This window comes from Bdellovibrionales bacterium, assembly GCA_019750295.1.
In the GTDB taxonomy this organism is placed as follows: Bacteria; Bdellovibrionota; Bdellovibrionia; order Bdellovibrionales; family JAGQZY01; genus JAIEOS01.
The window spans coordinates 88,019-107,909 of sequence record JAIEOS010000028.1 but is presented as its reverse complement, the minus strand read 5'-3'; the positions used below and the strand labels follow the sequence as shown (position 1 = coordinate 107,909).

The following is a 19,891-nucleotide window of genomic DNA, read 5'->3' as shown; positions in this document are numbered from 1 at the left end:
GCTCGCTGAAGTATTCATGGATCTATTCTCGGGTATTTGAGAAAGATATTCTAGACGCGGATTACGCAGGGGTTACGCTAAGGATCCCATAAGCATAAGTATAAAAATAAGCATAAGTACAAGTACAAAAATAATAATAATTAAAATTTATTTCCGTTCGATAATTTGCTCAATTATCAGGAATTAAATTTTTGTTATTATTTTATTGTTATTTATGTTCAGCTTATTAAATATATAAAATATTAATAGTTAAATTCCTCTTTTTTGTCATACGGAGTTATTGAAGGATTTTATGGTAAAACTTCAGTTTGGAGAAAATCCAAAATGTTCAAATAAAGATTATCACGCTGACACTGAGTGGCTTAATTCTTCGCGCCTTAAGGCTCTATTTAGAGGGTGGGAAAACTATCGTGAGACATTTTTATCTCCACAAAAGCCAAAGAAAAAATCAACTCAGGATAACTTAGATTTTGGAACACTTTTGCATAGTCTTTTGCTAGAGCCCGAAAACACGTTAAAAGACTTTGCTATTTACGAAGGTGCAGTCAGAAGAGGAAAAAGGTTTGAACGATTTAAATCCGCTCATAATAATAAAATTATTGTAACAAGAAGAGTCTTCCAAAGAGCGAATAGAATCATCCGTAGATATAGGAAGAGGAAAAGTTATAAAAAACATTTTAAGATAGGCAAGGCAGAAGTTACGGTTTGTGCTTATATCAATGGGTGTAAGGTAAAAGCGAGGTATGACTGGCTCGATGTTAAAAGAGGAAGAATTATTGATCTTAAGTCATCAAGGTTTGAGCGAGAGGATCTTCAGTATTTTTATGATGGAGACAGAAGGGTTTGGTGGTACTTCTTATCAGCAGCATTATACTTACAAATAGCAGAAGCGGTGTATAGAAAACCTTTTGAATTTATTATTCTTGGAATTAGCAAGAAATCGGGAAAGCATTTTTATCACATATACTCAAAATATTTGTCATTCGGCAATAGAAGTCAGTTGATTGAGGGGGATCGACGAATATCAGTGGCCATAGAAAATTATAAGAAGCAAACGAATAAATGATTATTTTTTAAGTGTTGTAGATAATGTTGTAAAATTGCGATGTAGATTGAGTTGTTTTTCACAAATCTCATTCGCATTTTCCATATCATGGACGCTTTTTTGTATTACGCCTTAGTTTAGTACAACTAATTGCCTCTCTTGACCCTCTATCTTTGTCAGTCAGTGTGATGTGTACAAATACGGAGGTAAGTGTGGGAATTTTTAAAAAAAATGAAGATACTCAAAAAAGTTCAGAACTTAACAGCCAGCTATCGGATCAGGCGAAACGACTTGGTCTTTCAGTTGGCGATTTGGAGGCACTTGCTGTCGGAAAAAATTGCCCCAAATATGGTACTACTGAGTTGCTTCATGCGCGTAAAGTACGTGGTGGCAAAATTGTCGTGTTTAACATTAGTGAACGGTATCGAGGTGAGAAGATTTCGGAGGGGCGAAAGAAAATTAAAGCCCAGAAGATAGTTGCCGACACCATTATCAATGAAAACAATAAAAAATAAAATTAAAAGCGTAATTAAAGAGTCTAATGGTTATCCAACCTATAGTCAGCGTGAGTATTTGGATGCCATTAGGCTCATTTTAAATGAAGGGTTCTCTAGCAAAGAGCTTGAGTATATTGAGTCAGAAAGTATCGATCTAGATCAGTGGATTATGGAAATCACAGAAGAGGTTATGAGTGACCTATTCTAATAAGCGATTCTGCTTAAAATGTACGATGGGCCGTGATGAAAACACTTACGGTTCATTTAAAAAGTAACAATGATACTTTTTTTAGATTTGGTGGCGTAGCCAGTTCTGAGTCGAGGGACACGCACGGCGAAATAATAAAACAACAAGGTATTAATCTGTCTCTCGTCAGCCAGGGCGAAGTTATCGTCAATGCTGAACATGATAATCTAACTATTGGTCGAATCGAAAACGCAGAAGTAAAAAATGGTAAGTTATACGTTGAAGGCATAGTTTATTTAAAATCTATAAAGGCAAAGCGTTTTTTCAACTTATTAAAGAAGGATGATCCCAGTAATCCTGTCAGTCTCTCAATCGAATTTGTAAATCCAGAATATTCAAAAGCAGATAAAAATACGCTAAATCAGGTTGTCCTTACTGGTATTGCTTTGATTGGACTGAAGGACGAACCGGCAAATAGTGACACTTACGCTGAGTTACTGAAATCTATTTCAAGGGCCGACTTATTTAATGAACTAAAACGGCGATCAGAGCTATCACCAGTATTTAAAAATAGTGTCCAACGCCTGTTATCGAAGTATGGGATATAGCTTGGGACGTATTAAGGTAGTACTGAGCTCAGTGTTCTATTGATAGGTTCAACTATTCAGCTACCGTTCTACTACATAATGGCATTTATGTAGTAGAAAGGTTGGTTCTGGATATGGGCCGAGACTTAGCGATAAAAAATGTAGGTGTATTAGGCGGTACCGAAAGTTCATTTGGTGGGTATGCTTCACAGCTCGAATACGAGTTTTTTGAGAACTTTGATTCAGAACACACGAGGGCCGCATATAAGCTAGACCTATGTCAGTTCTTTCAGTATGTGCAAGTAGAGTTTGGACCAATCAAGCATCCGCAGCAGTTACATAAAATGCATGTCGTTGGGTTTAGAAACACGTTACAAGGATCTAGGTTGGACGGTGGTGGCCAGCCGTACTGTCCAAAGACAATCATCCGCAAGCTCGCGGCCATCGCGAGTTACTGTGCATTTTTGATCGAAAAAGGGCTCATGACTTCCAATCCAGCCGAGCATGTAAAGCGACCGACCGATCAAGTTATTACTCCAACCAGTGATTTAAGTGATGACCAGGTGAAAGCTTTACTGGACTCCGTAGACCTAAATAAAAGATCTGGCCCGCTTCACATGGCAGTATTGGTGTTGTTATTCTCAACTGGTATGAGAAAGGGCGAGCTCATCAACCTAAAATTTACCGATTACCAGGAACATCAGGGGCTCAAAATAATTCAATTTGTGGGAAAGCGCGGAAAAGTATCACGGGTACCGCTTCATCCCGCAGCAATTTTTCATCTAGAAAATTATATTCAGTACATGCGCGCCATTGGTCGCGAACTCACAGGGACTGATTACCTATTTCAAGGATCACCGAATCGGATCTCTTTGGGATCAAATAAGAAACTTCAGGGTACCAGTGTTGACTATATCATCAAGTATCATTGTCAAAAAATTGGAATTAAAACAAAGATTACTCCTCATAGCGCAAGAGCAACGGTAATAGGGTCATTACTTGAGGGCGGTTGTGACCTATATAAAGTGTCTCAGTTGGTGAATCATTCAAATGTGAAGACGACTCAGAGTTATGACAAACGCAGGAAGTCCCTGATCGACAGTCCCGTATTTAAGCTAAAATATTTTTAAAAAAGTTATGCGTTTTCTTTTTCTTTGCTGCACACATGCGTCTGCCTGCGATGATGGTTTTTCATGAATCGAACATAGAGATCTAGGTGGAGGAGATTTGCCTACTACAACTTAGGGATGTTTCTTAAATCAATTTCTATGTTTACAGAGTCTAAATTTAGCAGTTCATTTGCATTTACTTCTAAAGCTAAGAAATTATCAGTTTTTTCCACATAAGGCCGATCATCTTTTATTTTGAAGGGAAGATCCCCTTCTATAAATTTAAATAGAAAACCATATCCAGTTTCGATATCTGATGGGGAAAAGTGCGTGAGAACTCTATTTTTGAATATTCGTTGAGTTTGATCTTTGTATTTAAAGGCGAAGTATATAGTATATTCTTTCGGTAGTGGCCAAATATTTTTTAATGATGAGTGCCATTTGGGCAACGTAATAAATACGATTTTTTTGTCCCCAGTCCAAAAATTAAAGTACGTGCACTCTAAAAGACTGTCTGGAGCCATCCCATATGGAGTATTTTGGGATTGCTTTGCATATCGATCATTACTGAGCAGCTTTTCCATTTCTAAGCAGTACCCCTTACTGCTCTTCTTTTCTGTTTTTACTTTGAATGGTAAAAATATAGTGACGGCATTTTTGTTGTCATTTTCCTCTGCAATTTCTATTTTCGACGTCTCAAATTTAATGCTGGAAATAAAGTTAATGGCATAGCTCAAAAGCTCTTGCTTCGGAATATAGCTATTTCTTTGAGTTATATTTTCAAGTTCAGACGAATAATTTGAGTAAATTTTTTGCTCTATCTTTTTGAAAACAGGTGTTGTTTTAGTTTGCGTAAAAGTAAACGTTTTTGACGGGGTGAAATGGCACTTTTCTATTAAGTTATTTAGCTCGTGGAGTCGATCATTGGCGTATCTATTTATTGTGGCAAGTCTCTCGTTCACATATTCACAGTTTGCGGTATGTATATTTTTTGTAGATTTAACAAGAATTTGAGTAGCAATCTTGTGAAGGTCTTTTATATCGTCATGCCAGGGATTGTATTGTCTCGCTTCAGAAAGTTGTCTAACGGCCAGAGGAGAGTTTCCTGATTTGAGCTCAACCTGCGCTTGGTGATACAGATACATTGCGGCTTGGGATTTTAAATAATCTAAAGAAAAATCACCACTGGAACCAGTTTTTTCCGCTCTTTCCTTCGCACTTAAGTAAACTTCCACTGGCGTTGTATAGTCTTGCGGTGGAGCTGTTGTGGAACAGCCTATTAGAAGCACGATCAATACGATGTTAGTGTAGCTTTTTAGTTCGAGCATTTACTTTCTGGGGCGACATCAACGATAAAAGCCTGTCCGGCAGTGACATAGGCTTCAACGCACATTTTTTGTTCTATAGAATTAATCCATCTTTTTTTAGCATCAATACTTCTCATATCATCGGTACTGTAGAAAATTCTTTTGGCTGTCGTTCCAGGCAATCCACAATTCACCGACGTGGCATTTCTTGGCCCATAGACACAGGCAATAAATGCATACTTTTTCCCGTTTTTAATTTTAGTATTTACTAGTGTGAACCAGTCATCATAAGAGACGATTTCTGGGAGTGTTGCGTTTAGGTAGTCAAGCATTTCGCTAAGTTGAGTTTGTACTTGTTTACCAATGGCATGATGTTTTTTTTGACATTCAGGATACTTCTCACTGACTGAAATCATCTCGGCAATCTTTTTATCAAATGAATGCTTAGCTTCCATAAAGTCCTTTTTTGATTTCTTAAAAGTACTATGTGCTTCTTGAACATCTTTTTTTAAATCATCGCCCACAGTTCCGCAGTTGTCGCTGAGTGCGCTAGTTGTGTGGAGAATAAGGATAACAATTAAGAATATTTTCATGTGATGATGTCCTTCTTCTTTAAAATGGGCTCATTAATGGGCATTTCAATGGTGACTTTGCACCATCCGCTGAAAAGCTCTTTAGTTAGTAGTTCGTTCATGGTTGGAGCGTGCGATGAAGATTCACCAAACACAAGATATTCAACGGAGACGTTTAAAGCTCGGGCGACCTTTCTGGCGTGGGACAAAGATTTAGGCTCTACGCCGGCGCTCCATGTTTTTATAGTGGAAATTGGTACGCTAGAAATCTGACTTAATTTTTTAAAAGTCAGTTTCTTGTCCTTCATCAAATGTTTTAGGATCACGCCTATTTTGATTTCATCACTCATTAATATTTATTATCGACAATAAAAGCGTCTTTAATAAGTAAAAGACGTTGGACTGTACCGTGGTACATCACAACGTCTTTTGGTCAATAAAGGTGAGTAATTTGAATTTAAGTGGTGACTTCGGCGAAGATATTTCTCGGCCATTAGGAGTGAACATTGGGTATGTTAAATGTGATTGTGTCAGCATCATAGTTGCGAACGTATTTTACGCAGCGAAATGTCTTGGTGTCGTGATTGCAGTTGTCGGCAACGCCTTAAGTGGAGCAAGACAAGTTTTTTTGATTTATTTGATCGCGGTCGCTGCGTAGCAAACATACAAGATAACGAACAATATTGCCCACACGTACGAGCATTTGGTCGCGTACTTTAACCATTTAAATTTTCCAACAGCGACAGATGATAGGGTAACATTGTGTTTTAGATATTCGTTGATGAGATTTTTTTCTGACAAGGCGAGGTATGCCTTGGAATAACTTTCGGGAGTCATGCTAGCGATGTCTGGAAACGAAACCAGAGAATGTGCGGGTTTTGCATTTGGAGCTAACGCATTTAACGCACAGATGAGGGTGCCAACAAGTGCGAGGCTCCCGACGACAAGTAATAGCCAAAATAAATAATACCAGCCGTTAATGGGAGTTTCTGCTAACCACTTGTATAAATTTGGTAAGATAAAGCTAGATACGGCAGTGCTGACGGCTACAAAACCGGCCACCTTGGCATCTGCCACCTTGATGTAGCCGGTCACGTAATTGTTAATATCCTTTGCCGTCTGCAAATCTGCCATACTTAATATGCCATTTGAGGAATGAGTCCACGGTTTGGTTCTGGAATGTACTGTTTTTGTGGTGCTGTGGTTGGCAGTTGTTTGGGTTCTGCCCAGTTTGGTCCGACAAACACACCAATTCTTCTTTCCGCAATTTTTCCACTTGGAAACGTGACTTTGCAGATTAAATAATGATGCCCCCAATATGCCGTGTCTCGTTCAACCCAGGTTTTATTTTTCGACTCAGGGACCTCATAGTATAAACATTTGGCTTCGGTCGCCTCATCGCCTCGATTTTCTACATACCATCTAATCGCGCAATTTTTCGGAAGTGGGCCAAGTGAAAACCTTATTGTTTCCCCCTTATTAATAACTTCCATTGAGCTTGGGAAAACACGCTGCAGCTGGCCAAATGAAGAAACTACTTGTGAGTGTAGATGGAACATATTGGAGCCGGTCGTAGCTGGAAGAAGTTTGCCGTTTTCACGTGTAACCCAAGAGAATTTACCCATGTGGTTTTCCCAGTCGAATAGCCACATCCTATAGGTGCCGCGAATGTATGGATCCGTTTTTTCTTTACCATTTTCAATAAAAGTTTTTACGGTTAGAAATTCCTCAGGAAGTTGCAGATTACTTTTGACATTATCGCCAATCATAATTGAGTTGGCACTAGCGCGACTTTGGAGTTTAGCGGCCAGACTCACATAGAGACCACTTGGTGATAATTCATTACAACCATCAATGCCGTTGTGTTTCCAATAGGCATCCTTATCATGGTCTACGCCGACTCTGATCTTAAGGGGGCTTAATCCTAAGTTTTTAAATTTTTCTGTAAGGTAAGTTTCAAGAAAGAATAATGTGGTTGAGGATGCATTCAAAGCATCCAGCAAGCAGTTTTCAGATGAAGCTGTCTTTCTTCCGAAAACTGCAAATATTCCGTCTCCGTGAATACGAACAACGTGGCCATCAAAAGCTTGAATCACATAAATCGCACTTTGAACGATGGCATTTTGCATGAAAAACGCGGTTTCATAGGGGAATTTTTCCCAGAGCTGAGTTGAGCCTTTTATATCAATAAAAATCGACGTTATTGGGCCTTTTGTATCTTGCCCTCTTTTAAGATATTCATAGTCAGGATGGGTGCCGATTTTTGTTGAAAATGGAGCTGTGTTGCGGCCAATTAATTGCCGCAGTTTTGTAACAAACGATTGAACTTCTACGTTTGAGTCGGCATTTTTGACAAAAGCTTCTGCCAGACGAAAGTTCTGGCCAGGCTGTGATAAGCTATCTATTGCCTTAGCGATGGGTAATTGAGAAAAAATATTGCTGTCGTACATATGTCATCCTCCCTTGGTTTTTGTTCTGGCCGAAAGTCCTTCTCGACCTACATTTAGAATGACACAGCATTTTAACGAAACTTTCAAGAATAAAATGATACGATACATTGATTGGGCCAGACTAAGGTCTAGGTAGCTTGATCACTTAAACCCCTTTGAACCGCACCGATTGAGATTTTTAACTGCTGTGCGATCTCGCGGTAAGTGAGCCCCTTTCGTCGTAGCTCAATTATTTGATGATCGTCTCTTGTGGGCGGCCTTCCCACGGTCAAGCCAACATTTTTTCTTTGGCGCAGACTATTTTGAATATGTTCCTTGTGAAGTTCTTTTGAAATCACCCTGTAGGTATTCAATATATAAGAGGCATTAAAAGCTTCCGGCATTGATTCTGTCAGGGATACCAGTTCGATTCGGCTGTGCTCGATAAGGGCGAGAAAACTCAAGAGGTCTTCTGCAGAGTTAAAACACTTATCAAGTGAACGCAGGTCATAAACAAAGAGCTGACCGCCTTTAGAATTCTCTAGAGCCTCGCAAAGTTTTTTAAAGCCATTCCGTTCCTTTGACGTAGAATCATCCGAGAAGAGCCGCAGGTCCTTTGAACTATGTGCGACTAGCTGTGATTTTTGATCAGCCATGCTTGGCCGAAGATTCCCAATCCTAATGTAACAAAAATGGTCTAGCCTCATTGCAAATTCCTTGTAATCAATTTTGTTATACAATAAGTATAAAGTAAAGATAACATATTAAATGACAAGATGTATAACAATTGATGAATAAAGATTTTAAAAAGAAAATAAAAGAACAAGTTGCCAGCAAGAAAGTTAAGAAGTCGGAGTTAATTGCCGTAAGACTTCCGATGGATGTTTATTCTCATGTTCAAGATCTTTGCAAAGATACAGGTGGAAAGCAGAGCCAGATAATTATTCAGGCACTACGTGATTATTTTGGAGTACAGAAATCAAGTTGATATGAGTACGCAAAATCAAAATATCGAAGACGTATTTAATGATTGGAAGGCTAATCCCGAGCGGAAGGTATTTGTTATTGATGAAATCCGTCCGGACAAAGTCGGTGGGCAATATATCATTTACTCAATGGCTTGTTATTTCGCGAAAGATATTTTGATCGCATACGATACATATCAGAGTCTTCTTAAAAAAATTCCGGCTCAAACCGCAAATGCAGCTTTAAAAGGTAAAGACCTTTTTGGGAATAAACCAAAGAGAAGTCATGACCTGATTAGGCAATATGCTTCGGCAATGGTTCTTGGTTGTAGAAGGTTGTTCTCTATGGCTACAACTTCGGCTGCTGTTTTGGAATTCCATATAGAAAATCCAGGAAGGATTAAAGCAAAGCAAGCAGACGGCACCCTTTTAACTCTTGAGTCTCCTGAGTTGCGGCCCGTGCAATTATTCCTGAAGCGAGTTGCTGTTGAAATGCAATTGGGGGATGAACAAATAGACGTCATAGTTGATAATTCCGATCAAATTGGCTTCAAGGATCTTGATAAAGATACAGTTCAGTCTTTGGGTCCAGATCAATTGAATACGGTATTTGGTGGAGGGCCATCCAAGCTCATTTGTGAGTCGTACTTTAGACTACTTTTTGCCTCTGAGGACATGCCGAAATTCAAACATTGCTTAATGGTGCCAGATTCAATTTGTTATTTGGGAGAAAAGGCAGGTTATTTTTCTGACCTGAAGAACGGTTTGGCAAATGACCCGTTTTGGCTTCAAGAGCTGGATGCTCAGGATCTCTATTTAGAATTTGATCTCGCAACAATAAATCAAAAAGTGGATGCCTCAAAAAAAGAAACCCGAACAGTTATTGCTGGATTTTTAAACACACTGAAAAAATTTGGCCTGGTCTCTGAGTTCGAGACTCGGAAAATAGTAAGAAATGTTCTAACGAAACACTTTTCACAAGGCTCGTTGCTGGGACCAAAATATAAAAAGGATGATTTTGTTTCAGTCACGATGAAGAAGGGGGCGAGATATGCCCTTTGCGGGATCATCGATGGCTGTATTAATCCTGATGATAGAAATGGATTCTATAAATATAAAGTCAGACTACTTGACCCTCAAACCTACAAGATTTCAATGAATTCCCATGACAAACCCATTCGAGAAACCCGCCTGACGAAATCATTGGCTGCTGAGATCTTATATAGTGCTGCTGACTAAGCTTCCATATCTTTCAACCATTCCTTGTGTTTCACATATTGGATAAGGGCCGCCTTATATTCCCTAAGAAATTGCTCCTTTTTCTGTTGGTCTTTGCTTTCCATGTGTTTCTGCCACAATTCAACGGCCTTTTTATTCAATCGGTTTAATAAGTCCATTTTCAGACCCTCCATTGCGGTCAACGCTACCGCCTGCTCTAAGGGCATCAATGGAGCTGGCAAAAATCCCACCTGTACACGCCAGTCGTTTTAGAACTTTTTTGTATAATATTGATAACGCAAATAGTCGCCTTTGGACGTTGTCTCGTCCGTCTTTAAATCCTATAAATTAAAGTTAAACTTGGTAGAGCGCCACCCTTACAAGGTATGGGTCGGCGGTTCGAGCCCGTCACGTCCTACCACTTTACTTTCTTTTTTTAGTTGTTTTCATTTTCTCTTTTTCAGGACTTGTTTTGGATGACGGGCGGAGCGCTTTCGCGCTCGTGCTGTCGGCGCTATGCTTCGCTCGCTTCTAAGCACATGCTCCTCACTAAAACGTGGCACTGCCACGTTTTGGCGCGGGCACGACGTCACGTCTGAATTTCATTTTTGAATTTACGTTTTCGACTTTAGTTTTTTTCTCTTGGTTTTTTTTCTGGGGAATTGTACGGGTGTACGTTTTTTTTCGGTGGGCTGCACGTTGATCTAGATTGGTGGGAACTGATTGGCAGGTTTCCATAATTTGGGTTCAATGGGGGTTCAATCAGGAGGATGAATGAAGCAATTTTTGCTTTTAATAAGTTTTGGTATTTTTGGTTTAACTCTTATCCAATGCTCTTCGGGCGGCGGTGGCGGGGGAGCAGCCAGCAGTTCCTTTAACGGGGCTTATCAGGCTTTGAAGCAGAATCTTCCTGGTAGCAGTCAGAGTGCAATGGTGTTAGGGGCTTCGCGAGCCAATCACTCTCACTTTGGAGCGACAGATTGGCCTTTAGTGGGCGGTGGTACAAACAACAATACAGGAGCTCAGTATGTTGCGAGCTTGGTGGATGAGGATCAAGAGTTTTCGGTATTAGGACGGGTGAAAAATTCGATCATGATCGCCTGCTTTCTGGATCTCTATGGGACAAAAGATAGCAGCCGTCAGATAGCTGTGGGTTCGCAGACCATTAAAATGAAACGGTCTTGGGGAAGTTCAAACTGCCCAGGAGCTCAAGCCACCATGGATTATCTCTTTGGCAATGCGCCCAACATCGATTCGGCCGGTGAAATTCCTTTGATCATTACCGTGACCGATATTTCTTCAGATGGTGTGTATCAGCGTCGGATTCAAATGGATGGCGATGACAATCCTCAATTTGGTGGATCGGATCAGGTGATGAGAATTGGGGTGAACGGCGCCAACGTGATCTTCTCTCATGACGAGTCTTCCAGCTCTCCGGCTTCTCGCATGACTTCTTTCTTGGAATACACTTCCTCTCCAGAATTGATTCGTTTCCAACTCTCGAGCAAGAACTCAAACGTAGAACAGGTGTATCGTTTTTATATTAACGATGCGACCAATGCAGCGGCTTTGCTGGCTTACGACTATTATGGATCGGGAAGTACTGTGATCCTTACCACACTCACTTCCAAGGCTAATGATTTGAGCCAAGGAACTGTGAGCCAAACTTACACGAACTATAATGGATCATCGGCCAACGGAACAAATCAAGAAGGATGCTTTAATTTCGATTCCCAAGCGTTTAGCAATACAAATTTTGGTGCCTGCAATGGAATCACCGGCATCAGCTCCAATTCCGCGAGCGCAACAATGTCGACATACACGGGCATCTCCACCGGAGCTATGGAGTTAACGAACACTTTTAGAAAGACGTTCGACGAAACTACGATTCATAATCAATCGGTTCACTAGTTTTCTTCAGTCTGATGATCAAGGCCCTTCTCAGGGCTTTGATTTAAAATTCTTTTAAAACTTCGGCGTGGAAATCGATGTGTTGATCGATAAAAGTCGAAATAAAATAGTAACTGTGATCGTAACCAGGGCGCATATGAATTTGCGCCTTTTGATTTTCATTTTTGCAGGCGGCTTCGAAGTTACCGGTGAGAAGTTGTTTTTCGAGAAACTCATCCGCAGTCCCTTGATCTACTAAAATCGGTTGAGAATGTTTTTTTCCGCGCATCACAAGCTCTGTGGCGTCATACTTTGCCCAAGCTTCTTTATCTTCACCGATATATCCTCGAAACGCTTTTTGTCCCCAGGCGCAGTGAGAGGGATTCACAATCGGAGAAAACGCAGAGACTGAGCGAAACTTGTCGGGAAAGTGCAATCCCAGCACCAAAGCCCCATGACCACCCATGGAGTGCCCCGAAATTGAAAACGCAGAGATCCCGAATTGATTTTGCACCAAATGATAGAGTTCTTCAGAAACGTAATCGAACATCCGATAATGATCTCGATAGCCAGGAGTGGTGGCGTTCACATAAAAGCCCGCTCCGGAGCCAAAGTCGTAGGCGTCATGTTCTCCGGGGAGTTGTAAACCGCGAGGAGACGTGTCGGGACAGATCACCATCAGTTGATTCTGACTCAATTTTCTTTGCGCACCGGCTTTCGTGATAAAGTTTTCTTCGGTGCAGGTGAGTCCCGAAAGCCAAATCAAACAGCCCTTCACCCGTCCCTCGGGGATAAAGGTAGAGAACTTCATTTTCGTTTTCGTCGTTGAAGATTCGTGCTCCCAAAATTGGGTTTTGCCCTCGAAGGTTTTGTGCGTTTTTAATGGTTGCAATGAACTCACGGTGTCCTCACTTACATCTTAATTACGGTGCGAATACTTTTACCCTCGTGCATGACATCGAAGGCTTTGTTGATCTCTTTTAAAGGCATTTCGAAAGTAACCATGTCGTCGATATTGATTTCGCCACTCATATATTTATTCACGTATCCCGGAAGCTCAGTGCGTCCTTTGACTCCACCAAACGCCGAGCCTTTCCACACACGGCCTGTGACCAATTGGAAGGGACGAGTCGAAATCTCTTGGCCTGCGCCAGCCACACCAATGATGATGGATTCGCCCCAACCGCGGTGGGCGCATTCCAAAGCGGCACGCATGAGTTGGACACTCCCCACGCACTCAAAGGAGTAATCGACTCCCCAGCCTGTCATTTCGACGATCACTTGTTGAATGGGCTTCTCATAATTTTTAGGATTAACGAAATCAGTGGCACCTAGTTTTTCGGCCATGGCTTTTTTGTCATCGTTAATATCAATTCCGATAATGCGTTTGGCCCCAGCCATCTTGGCGCCTTGAATCACCGAAAGGCCAATGCCGCCCAATCCAAATACGGCGACCGTAGAGCCCTTCGTGACTTTTGCGGTATTAAGAACCGCACCAATTCCTGTGGTCACTCCGCAGCCCAACAGACAGACTTTTTCGAGAGGAGCTTCGGGATTAACGACAGCTAAGGCAATCTCGGGAACCACCGTATACTCTGCGAAGGTCGAGCAACCCATGTAGTGGTAAATCATTTTTCCGTCTTTAGAAAAACGAGAAGTTCCGTCGGGCATTAAACCTTTGCCCTGGGTCGCACGAATTTTTACGCATAAATTTGTTTTTCCCGATGTACAAAATTCGCACTCTTTGCACTCCGGCGTGTAGAGGGGAATGACATGGTCCCCTTTTTTGATGGAGGTGACACCTTCTCCAACGGCTTCGACAATTCCACCGCCCTCATGACCTAAAATCACCGGGAATAAACCTTCGGGATCTGCACCGGACAAGGTGAACGCGTCGGTGTGGCAAACTCCAGTGGCCACAATCTTTACAAGGACTTCACCTTTTTTAGGAAGCTCAAGATCGATCTCTTCGTAGGAAAGAGGAGCGTTAGGTTTCCAAGCGACGGCCGCTTTGATTTTCATAGTTTTGTTCATGAGTTCTCCCAAGTTATAATTCCCAGAGCCTATAAATAAAAAAGGGAGTATGCACTCCCTTTTTTGAACTCTAAAAATTTTTTTAAAAATTAAAGATCGTACTTCGCGGTGAAGAGCAACGAGGTGTTATCAAAATCTGCATCATCTGCTTCAGTTAAAGTGCGGAAGTGACGAAACTCACCACCGATCGTTGTGCGCTCGTGGATTTTATAGTCCATACCGATGAAAACCTGAAGACCGAGAGCAAAACCATCGATCGTAGGTGCAAGGTCATACTGGCCTAGGGTTCCGCCGACGCCCCCAGTGAGGAAAAGATTGTTCTGGAGAACCCAACTGTTGACGACGTTGAACGCCAGCGCCAGAACTTCGGCGTCTGTGTTTCCCGCGCCTTCGTAATCATTGCTACGATAGGAAAATTCGAACTCGCCCTGGAACTCATCTGTAAGATTGAATCCATAGGCAAAAATAAGGGGAGTTAAGAAATCATCATCGAGGTCCGCTGACAATCCATTGATTTCAGTCTCTCCTCCGAGAGTCAAACCCGTAGATCCTTTGATGTAGTTACCCGTAGTTACGGCGTTGGCGTGAGTGCCGAGGAAAATGAGTGCTGCTGCTAATAGAATACTTTTCATGGTGCTCCTTAAAAAATTGCGAGTTGTTATTTAAACTCTGCAAGTGTTTATGCAAAGGGTGTGCAACAGTGTTAAATGAATTGGGAGCGAAATCCAAGAGAAGAGCGAGGCATTATGACACATTCTCATCAGGGAATTGTCCCGAAACGCCTGCGCTTGAATGTGTAAGCATTATTAATTCTGTTTGTGGGAAGTAGGCCCGCAGTCTATTGCTGCATGAGGTCTTTAAGAGAAAAGTCGTCAGTAAATCGGTTGAATGCTAAAGTCTTAAAATCTTTTATGATGCCACTGTTGAATCTATTACTTGCGTCAGCTTTATCATTCTCTCAGGAGCCCTTGTCGGTAGTTCCGACCAGGACATTTGAACAAACCCTCGGCGAAGTCCAATCTTACTCCAACGAATATCAATCGTCTCAAGATCGTATTGAATCGATCAAATTGGATTTTGATTCTCGGGAACTCGCCCTGGAAACGCGCATCGAGGCGACGGCGGAAAAACTTTTAGACAAACGCGAAACTCTGGCCCCATTTATTCGTCGAGAAGCCAACGCGTACTCGGTGGCCCTGATTCAGCCCTTGGCCACAGGGACCGAGATCAGCTTTACGCCCACTCTTGATGCCTTTAAAGCCAACAGCATCAATAACCCCAAGGTGAACAATCTGGGTTGGGAAGTGGCCTTGACTCAAAATCTTTGGCAAGATTTTATGGGTCGCTCCACCACATTACGCCGCACTCGTGAGTCTTTTCAGCGCCAACAGCAGTTGGCCGAAGCGTATGCTCAGCAATCGCTGATTCTTTATAATTTCGAAGTTCTTTATTGGGATCTAGCGCTGGCTCAAAAAGAAATGGATCTGCGCCAGAAAAATTATGAAATGAGCCGCCAAATTTACTCCTGGGTGAATGATCGCATGAAAAAATCAGCGGCAGAGAGGTCAGATCTACTTCAAGCTCAGGCTTTGGTGACCAACCGGGAATTAATGTTTCTTGTGGCTCAGGATCGGGTCCGTCAAATGCGGGTGCAGATGGAACGTTACTTACCTCAACAAAACTGGAATCTGTATTTAGAGGATTTAATTCGAAGTCGCGACTACAATTCTTTAGTCATTCGCTGGCCCGCAGGAAACTTAGACCATCCTTACAAGCTTGAGCTGCTACAACTGAGAGGCGAGTCCGGAGCCGTGGGAATCACCGCTGACGAACAAAGAGAATTGTTTAAGCCCGATCTTGATTTTAGAGTGGCCTACGCACGCAACGCCATTGAGCCCAATCTCACAGACGCCCGGGAAGAACTCTTTAATCGGGAGCATAAAGCTTTAACGTTTGGTTTAGTATTTAGAACGGGTCTTAACTTTGGATTGCGTCGTAAGAAAACGGAATCGGTACAACTTTTGAACACAGCGGCCGCTAAACGCCTGAAGGCGCTGGAGGCGGAGGCCATGATCAGTTGGCAGGATCTCGAATTAGAAATTAAAAATCTGAAAGCACGGATCGAGCGCGCGACTTCTCTGTATGAAACTCAAGTTAAAAAGGCTAAAGAAGAGCGTCGTCGTTACTCCATGGGAAGAACCACAGCATTCCAAGCCATTACGTTTGAGCAGGAGTCTGCGGATGCGGAATTAACTCTCTGGAACTTGCACGCCTCACTCCGTAAGGCCGAATCCAAAGCGAGACTGTATGCGAGGTAGTCGATGAATCTCATTGAAATTTCTATTCGGCGACCGGTCTTTGCGTGGGTTCTCATGTCTGCATTTATTATTTTCGGAGCCATTGCTGCTAGTCGCTTAGGTATCAGTCAGATGCCGGATGTGAATTTTCCCATCGTAGATGTTTCAGTGACCTACGAAGGGGCCGTTCCGGAAATCGTCGAGACGGAAATTGTCGATCTCATAGAGGCGCGCCTGTTGGGGCTCGAGGGGATCAAAGAGATGCGCTCGGTGGTCCGACAAGGCGTTGGATCCGTTCGATTGGAGTTTGATATCAATCGCGATGTCGATGTGGCCATGCAGGAAGTGCAGTCTGCATTGAGCCAGTTGAGATTGCCCATAGGCATCGATCCTCCCGTCGTGCGAAAAACAAATCCCGAAGAAGAGCCGATCATGTTCGTGGGACTTTGGGCCGATAAGCCGTTGCGCGAAGTTATCATTTTTGCCGAGACATTCTTATTAGATCAATTCCGTTTTATTCCCAATGTGGGCGAAGTATCTATCGGTGGATTTAGCGAAAGAAATTTAAGAATTTGGCCCTATCTCAAAAAAATGGAAAAAGCAGAAATCACCGTGGCCGATATTCTCGACACTTTGACGTCGCAACATATTGAATCGTCGGCCGGTCAATTTGTCGAGGGAGATCGCGAGCTGCGCGTCCGTTGGATGGGTGAAGCGTCATCGGTGGATGAAGTGCGTAAGCTCAGAATTCTTCGACGAGGAAATGCCTTAATCCAAGATACCGCCTACACTATTGGCGATGTGGCCGCTGTTGAAGATGGTCTCTCCGATGTTCGCCGCCGAGCCACGGTCGGGGGATTAGAGGCTCTTTCGATTAGTGTTAAAAAGCAGCGAGGTGCTAACGAAGTTTCTGTGGCCAATGCGGTGGTCGCTAAAATGAAGGAGCTCGAGAGTCAACTGCCCGAGGGTTATCATCTTCGTGTAAATGCCGATTTTACCTTGTCCACGAGAGCGGTTGTGCATTCCACCTTCGAAAAATTGTTTGGCGCAGCTTTAGTGACAATTTTGATTTGCTTTCTCTTTTTAGGAAGCTGGCAAGCGGCGCTGAATATATTATTCAGTATTCCGACTTCGATTTTTGGAACATTTATTATTCTTTATTTTTCCGGTTTTACGATGAACCTTTTTACTTTGCTGGCGCTCACACTTGCGATTTCTATCGTGGTCGATGACTCGATCATGCTCCTCGAGAATATTATTCGGCACTTTAGAATGGGAAAAAACCCCTATCAGGCCGCCTATGATGGCGCCATGGAGATTCTTCCTGCGGCCACGGCAACGACGTTGGCAGTGATCGCTGTGTTTTTGCCAGTGATTTTTATGGATGGAATCACGGGAAAATTTTTCTTCCAGTTTGGAATCACAATGTCTGCGGCTGTGTTGATTTCCCTTCTCGAAGCGGTCACGATCACGCCGATGCGGGCCTCGGCATTTATGGCAGCTTCTCCCAAGATTACTAAATTTGAACACTATTTGGATCAAAAATTCGAAGGCTTTTCTCATTCCTATGGGAGTTTTTTAAAAAGAATTCTTCCTTACTCATTAGTGATTGTTGCGGCGTCGATGATTGGTTTTGCGGCGTCACTCCTTTTAGTCCATCGGATTAAACAAGAGTTTATTCCCCCTCAAGATCAAAACTTTATTATTCTTTCGGCCCAATTGCCCACAGGAGCCTCGTTACCCGCGACCGCAGAATTTGCGTCAAAGATCGAGGCTGTTCTGAAAGATCAGAAAGAGATTGAAGGGTATTTTGTCTCTGCCGGAGCGGGTGGGCCCAGTGCCGAAGTGAATGCGATCTTTATGCCGTTATACCTCACGCCCAAAGAAAATCGCATGGGCCATCTCGAGCTGATGGAAGTTTTGAGAAGTAAATTTAAAGATCTCAAAGGGGCAAAAATAACTTTGCGAGATGTCTCGGCCAGAAACTTAACGACCGGAAGGTTGTTTCCAGTCTCGTTTAACGTAAAAGGTCCCGATCTCGCAGTGCTTCGAGAAAAAGCTGACGAAATGATAAAACGGTTGGAATCCGAAGGTATGGCTCAAGATATGGACACCGATTCTAAAACCGGAGTTCCCGAACTTCAACTACGTCCAGTGAGAAATAAATTGGCGGAGCGAGGGGTCAGCATTGATGTGGTTTCTCGCACGCTGAATTCGGCGATCGCGGGAGCGAGACAAAACCGCTTCACCGCCGATGGACGCCGTTATGATATTCGGGTGAAAATTCCCGAAGCCGAAATCAAATCTAAAGACGATGTCGGAAAAGTTAAAGTGCGCAATCAGTTTGGAAATTTAGTGAGTCTTGCAGACGTCGTCGATATCAAAGAAGAGGGTAGCTTGCAGTCGATCACTCGAATTAATCGTCAGCGTGCCGTCGGGGTCTTTGGTCAACTTCCTCCGGGAAAATCTCAGGCCGTTGTTCTGGCGCGGGCGCAACAGATTGCTGACGAAATTCTTCCCGATGGATATACCTTTGCTCTCGAAGGAGCCGCGGCAGGCTTGTCCGAAAGTTTTAAGAGTTTACTCATTTCGCTACTGGTGGGTGTTCTTGTGGCCTATATGATTCTGGCGGTTCAATTTAATTCCTTTATCCATCCTGTCACTGTTTTGATGGCCTTACCTTTTAGTGTGACAGGCGCCTTAATTGCTCTGTGGGGCGCTGATGTCTCGCTCAATCTTTTTAGTTATATTGGACTGATCGTACTCATGGGGATTGCGAAAAAGAACTCGATCATGCTCGTAGAATTTACAAACCAAGTGAGAGATCAAAATAAGTCTGCCGTCGACGAGGCTCTCGTCGAAGCTTGTCCTGTTCGTTTAAGACCTATCTTGATGACTTCGGCAGCGACTGTGATGGCCGCATTGCCTCTGGTTATTGGCAACGGATTGGGCCACGAGACGCGCTTGCCGATGGGGCTTTCAATTATCGGTGGTACCATTTTGTCCACCATCCTCACATTATTTGTTGTACCTTGCCTCTATAGAGTGCTATCACGGTTTGAAAATCGCAAAGTGATTGATTTTAAACCGCGAGAGTCTCATGCAGGATTCAACTAAATTTTTTTCTGATCTTTTAAAAAATCCCGTACGATTATTGACTCCGGACCCCCAACAGGGGCCCGAGGGTTTTCCGTACCTGTTGGTCACCACCGAACAAGAGGGCGATCATTTTATGGATATTTTAAAATGGTGCGCAGGCAAAGGCGTCGGTATCGTGATCAATCCCACGGAGGAATCCGCCGAGTACATTTTTACTTTCGGAATGATTTGGAATTTTTTTAGCCGCGGAGAATTTATCACCGACGCTTCCAACTCTGCCGCCACTCGAAAACAGCTCGAATTTAAGAATCAAGAAACCGTGATGACGGCAATTCCTAATGAGTCCTACTGGCCGACATCGGCAAGAAAAATTTTTAAAGAATTTTTGTTACAGCAAGGCATTCTCGCCCCCAAAATGATATTGGTTCTCGACCATACCGCAAAGGGAGACGTGGATGTTTGTTTTTCCTTGGAATCCTTAGGGGACCCTCCTCCACCGGAGCATCAAGGAATTCTTGAAGCATTCTCGTGGTTTTTCCCACTGCATTATTCTTTGGCCCTCATCAGCGAGAAGAATTTGGCGACGGCGCAATTTCTAACGCTTTAGATCAGTTGCCTTTTTCCATTCAACATTTCTGCGACTAACGGTAAATCT

The 19,891-nt window shown here is 42.8% G+C and carries 21 protein-coding genes; 11 read left to right on the top strand and 10 right to left on the bottom strand.

The window, feature by feature from the left end:
• Positions 1-292 precede the first annotated feature (292 nt).
• From K2Q26_07795 to K2Q26_07775, 5 genes are all read left to right on the top strand, one after another.
• The gene (locus K2Q26_07795; GenBank protein MBY0315406.1) at positions 293-1,066 is read left to right on the top strand and encodes a PD-(D/E)XK nuclease-like domain-containing protein; all 774 of its coding nucleotides are present in this window, start codon (positions 293-295) and stop codon (positions 1,064-1,066) included.
• Positions 1,067-1,257: 191 nt separating this feature from the next.
• Complete coding sequence (locus K2Q26_07790) at positions 1,258-1,560, top strand: hypothetical protein (protein MBY0315405.1); 303 nt, start codon at positions 1,258-1,260, stop codon at positions 1,558-1,560.
• Positions 1,541-1,750, top strand: coding sequence for a hypothetical protein (locus K2Q26_07785; protein MBY0315404.1), 210 nt, complete (start codon positions 1,541-1,543; stop codon positions 1,748-1,750). The genes K2Q26_07790 and K2Q26_07785 overlap by 20 nt, the downstream gene beginning before the upstream one ends.
• A 32-nt stretch (positions 1,751-1,782) precedes the next feature.
• Positions 1,783-2,337: a hypothetical protein gene (locus tag K2Q26_07780; GenBank protein ID MBY0315403.1), complete on the top strand. Its 555-nt coding sequence runs from the start codon at positions 1,783-1,785 to the stop codon at positions 2,335-2,337.
• A 101-nt stretch (positions 2,338-2,438) separates the two neighbouring features.
• Positions 2,439-3,446 carry a tyrosine-type recombinase/integrase gene (locus tag K2Q26_07775; protein MBY0315402.1) on the top strand — a complete coding sequence of 336 codons (1,008 nt, stop codon included), beginning with the start codon at positions 2,439-2,441 and terminating at the stop codon, positions 3,444-3,446.
• Between the two features lie 104 nt (positions 3,447-3,550).
• Here the strand turns inward: K2Q26_07775 and K2Q26_07770 are convergent, their stop codons facing one another.
• The 6 genes from K2Q26_07770 to K2Q26_07745 all read right to left on the bottom strand — a co-directional run bounded on the left by K2Q26_07770 (position 3,551) and on the right by K2Q26_07745 (position 8,389).
• Positions 3,551-4,753: a hypothetical protein gene (locus K2Q26_07770; GenBank protein MBY0315401.1), complete on the bottom strand. Its 1,203-nt coding sequence runs from the start codon at positions 4,751-4,753 to the stop codon at positions 3,551-3,553.
• The gene (locus K2Q26_07765) at positions 4,741-5,325 is read right to left on the bottom strand and encodes a hypothetical protein (GenBank protein MBY0315400.1); all 585 of its coding nucleotides are present in this window, start codon (positions 5,323-5,325) and stop codon (positions 4,741-4,743) included. The genes K2Q26_07770 and K2Q26_07765 overlap by 13 nt, the downstream gene beginning before the upstream one ends.
• Positions 5,322-5,654 carry a helix-turn-helix domain-containing protein gene (locus K2Q26_07760; protein MBY0315399.1) on the bottom strand — a complete coding sequence of 111 codons (333 nt, stop codon included), beginning with the start codon at positions 5,652-5,654 and terminating at the stop codon, positions 5,322-5,324. Before K2Q26_07760 ends, K2Q26_07765 begins: the two co-directional genes overlap by 4 nt.
• A 283-nt stretch (positions 5,655-5,937) precedes the next feature.
• On the bottom strand, positions 5,938-6,429 hold the full coding sequence (locus tag K2Q26_07755) for a hypothetical protein (protein MBY0315398.1): 492 nt from the start codon (positions 6,427-6,429) through the stop codon (positions 5,938-5,940).
• Between the two features lie 11 nt (positions 6,430-6,440).
• Entirely contained in the window at positions 6,441-7,754 is a 1,314-nt protein-coding gene (locus K2Q26_07750) for an adenylate/guanylate cyclase domain-containing protein (protein ID MBY0315397.1), read from the bottom strand.
• Between the two features lie 128 nt (positions 7,755-7,882).
• On the bottom strand, positions 7,883-8,389 hold the full coding sequence (locus tag K2Q26_07745) for a recombinase family protein (protein ID MBY0315396.1): 507 nt from the start codon (positions 8,387-8,389) through the stop codon (positions 7,883-7,885).
• A 134-nt stretch (positions 8,390-8,523) separates the two neighbouring features.
• Here K2Q26_07745 and K2Q26_07740 point away from each other — a divergent pair, with 134 nt between their 5' ends.
• Entirely contained in the window at positions 8,524-8,721 is a 198-nt protein-coding gene (locus tag K2Q26_07740) for a hypothetical protein (protein ID MBY0315395.1), read from the top strand.
• A 1-nt stretch (position 8,722) separates the two neighbouring features.
• A complete protein-coding gene (locus K2Q26_07735) occupies positions 8,723-9,937 on the top strand; it encodes a hypothetical protein (protein ID MBY0315394.1) in 1,215 nt (404 codons plus the stop codon).
• Here K2Q26_07735 and K2Q26_07730 read toward each other — a convergent pair.
• On the bottom strand, positions 9,934-10,095 hold the full coding sequence (locus K2Q26_07730; protein ID MBY0315393.1) for a hypothetical protein: 162 nt from the start codon (positions 10,093-10,095) through the stop codon (positions 9,934-9,936). The two genes, K2Q26_07735 and K2Q26_07730, sit on opposite strands and share 4 nt — an antisense overlap.
• Positions 10,096-10,690: 595 nt before the next feature.
• On the opposite strand from K2Q26_07730, the gene K2Q26_07725 reads away from it, so the two are divergent.
• Positions 10,691-11,827, top strand: coding sequence for a hypothetical protein (locus K2Q26_07725; protein MBY0315392.1), 1,137 nt, complete (start codon positions 10,691-10,693; stop codon positions 11,825-11,827).
• A gap of 43 nt (positions 11,828-11,870) precedes the next feature.
• Here K2Q26_07725 and fghA read toward each other — a convergent pair whose 3' ends face one another.
• The 3 genes from fghA to K2Q26_07710 form a co-directional block, all read right to left on the bottom strand.
• A complete protein-coding gene (fghA, locus tag K2Q26_07720) occupies positions 11,871-12,707 on the bottom strand; it encodes an S-formylglutathione hydrolase (protein MBY0315391.1) in 837 nt (278 codons plus the stop codon).
• Positions 12,708-12,718: 11 nt separating this feature from the next.
• Positions 12,719-13,828, bottom strand: a complete 1,110-nt coding sequence (locus K2Q26_07715; protein MBY0315390.1) for an S-(hydroxymethyl)glutathione dehydrogenase/class III alcohol dehydrogenase — start codon at positions 13,826-13,828, stop codon at positions 12,719-12,721.
• A gap of 101 nt (positions 13,829-13,929) precedes the next feature.
• Complete coding sequence (locus K2Q26_07710; GenBank protein ID MBY0315389.1) at positions 13,930-14,472, bottom strand: porin family protein; 543 nt, start codon at positions 14,470-14,472, stop codon at positions 13,930-13,932.
• A 279-nt stretch (positions 14,473-14,751) separates the two neighbouring features.
• Here K2Q26_07710 and K2Q26_07705 point away from each other — a divergent pair, with 279 nt between their 5' ends.
• Genes K2Q26_07705 through K2Q26_07695 form a run of 3 tightly spaced genes read left to right on the top strand, consistent with a single transcriptional unit; the run spans position 14,752 to position 19,843 of the window.
• On the top strand, positions 14,752-16,158 hold the full coding sequence (locus K2Q26_07705) for a hypothetical protein (protein ID MBY0315388.1): 1,407 nt from the start codon (positions 14,752-14,754) through the stop codon (positions 16,156-16,158).
• A gap of 3 nt (positions 16,159-16,161) precedes the next feature.
• A complete protein-coding gene (locus tag K2Q26_07700; protein MBY0315387.1) occupies positions 16,162-19,254 on the top strand; it encodes an efflux RND transporter permease subunit in 3,093 nt (1,030 codons plus the stop codon).
• Positions 19,238-19,843, top strand: coding sequence for a hypothetical protein (locus K2Q26_07695; protein MBY0315386.1), 606 nt, complete (start codon positions 19,238-19,240; stop codon positions 19,841-19,843). Before K2Q26_07700 ends, K2Q26_07695 begins: the two co-directional genes overlap by 17 nt.
• Positions 19,844-19,891 lie beyond the last annotated feature (48 nt).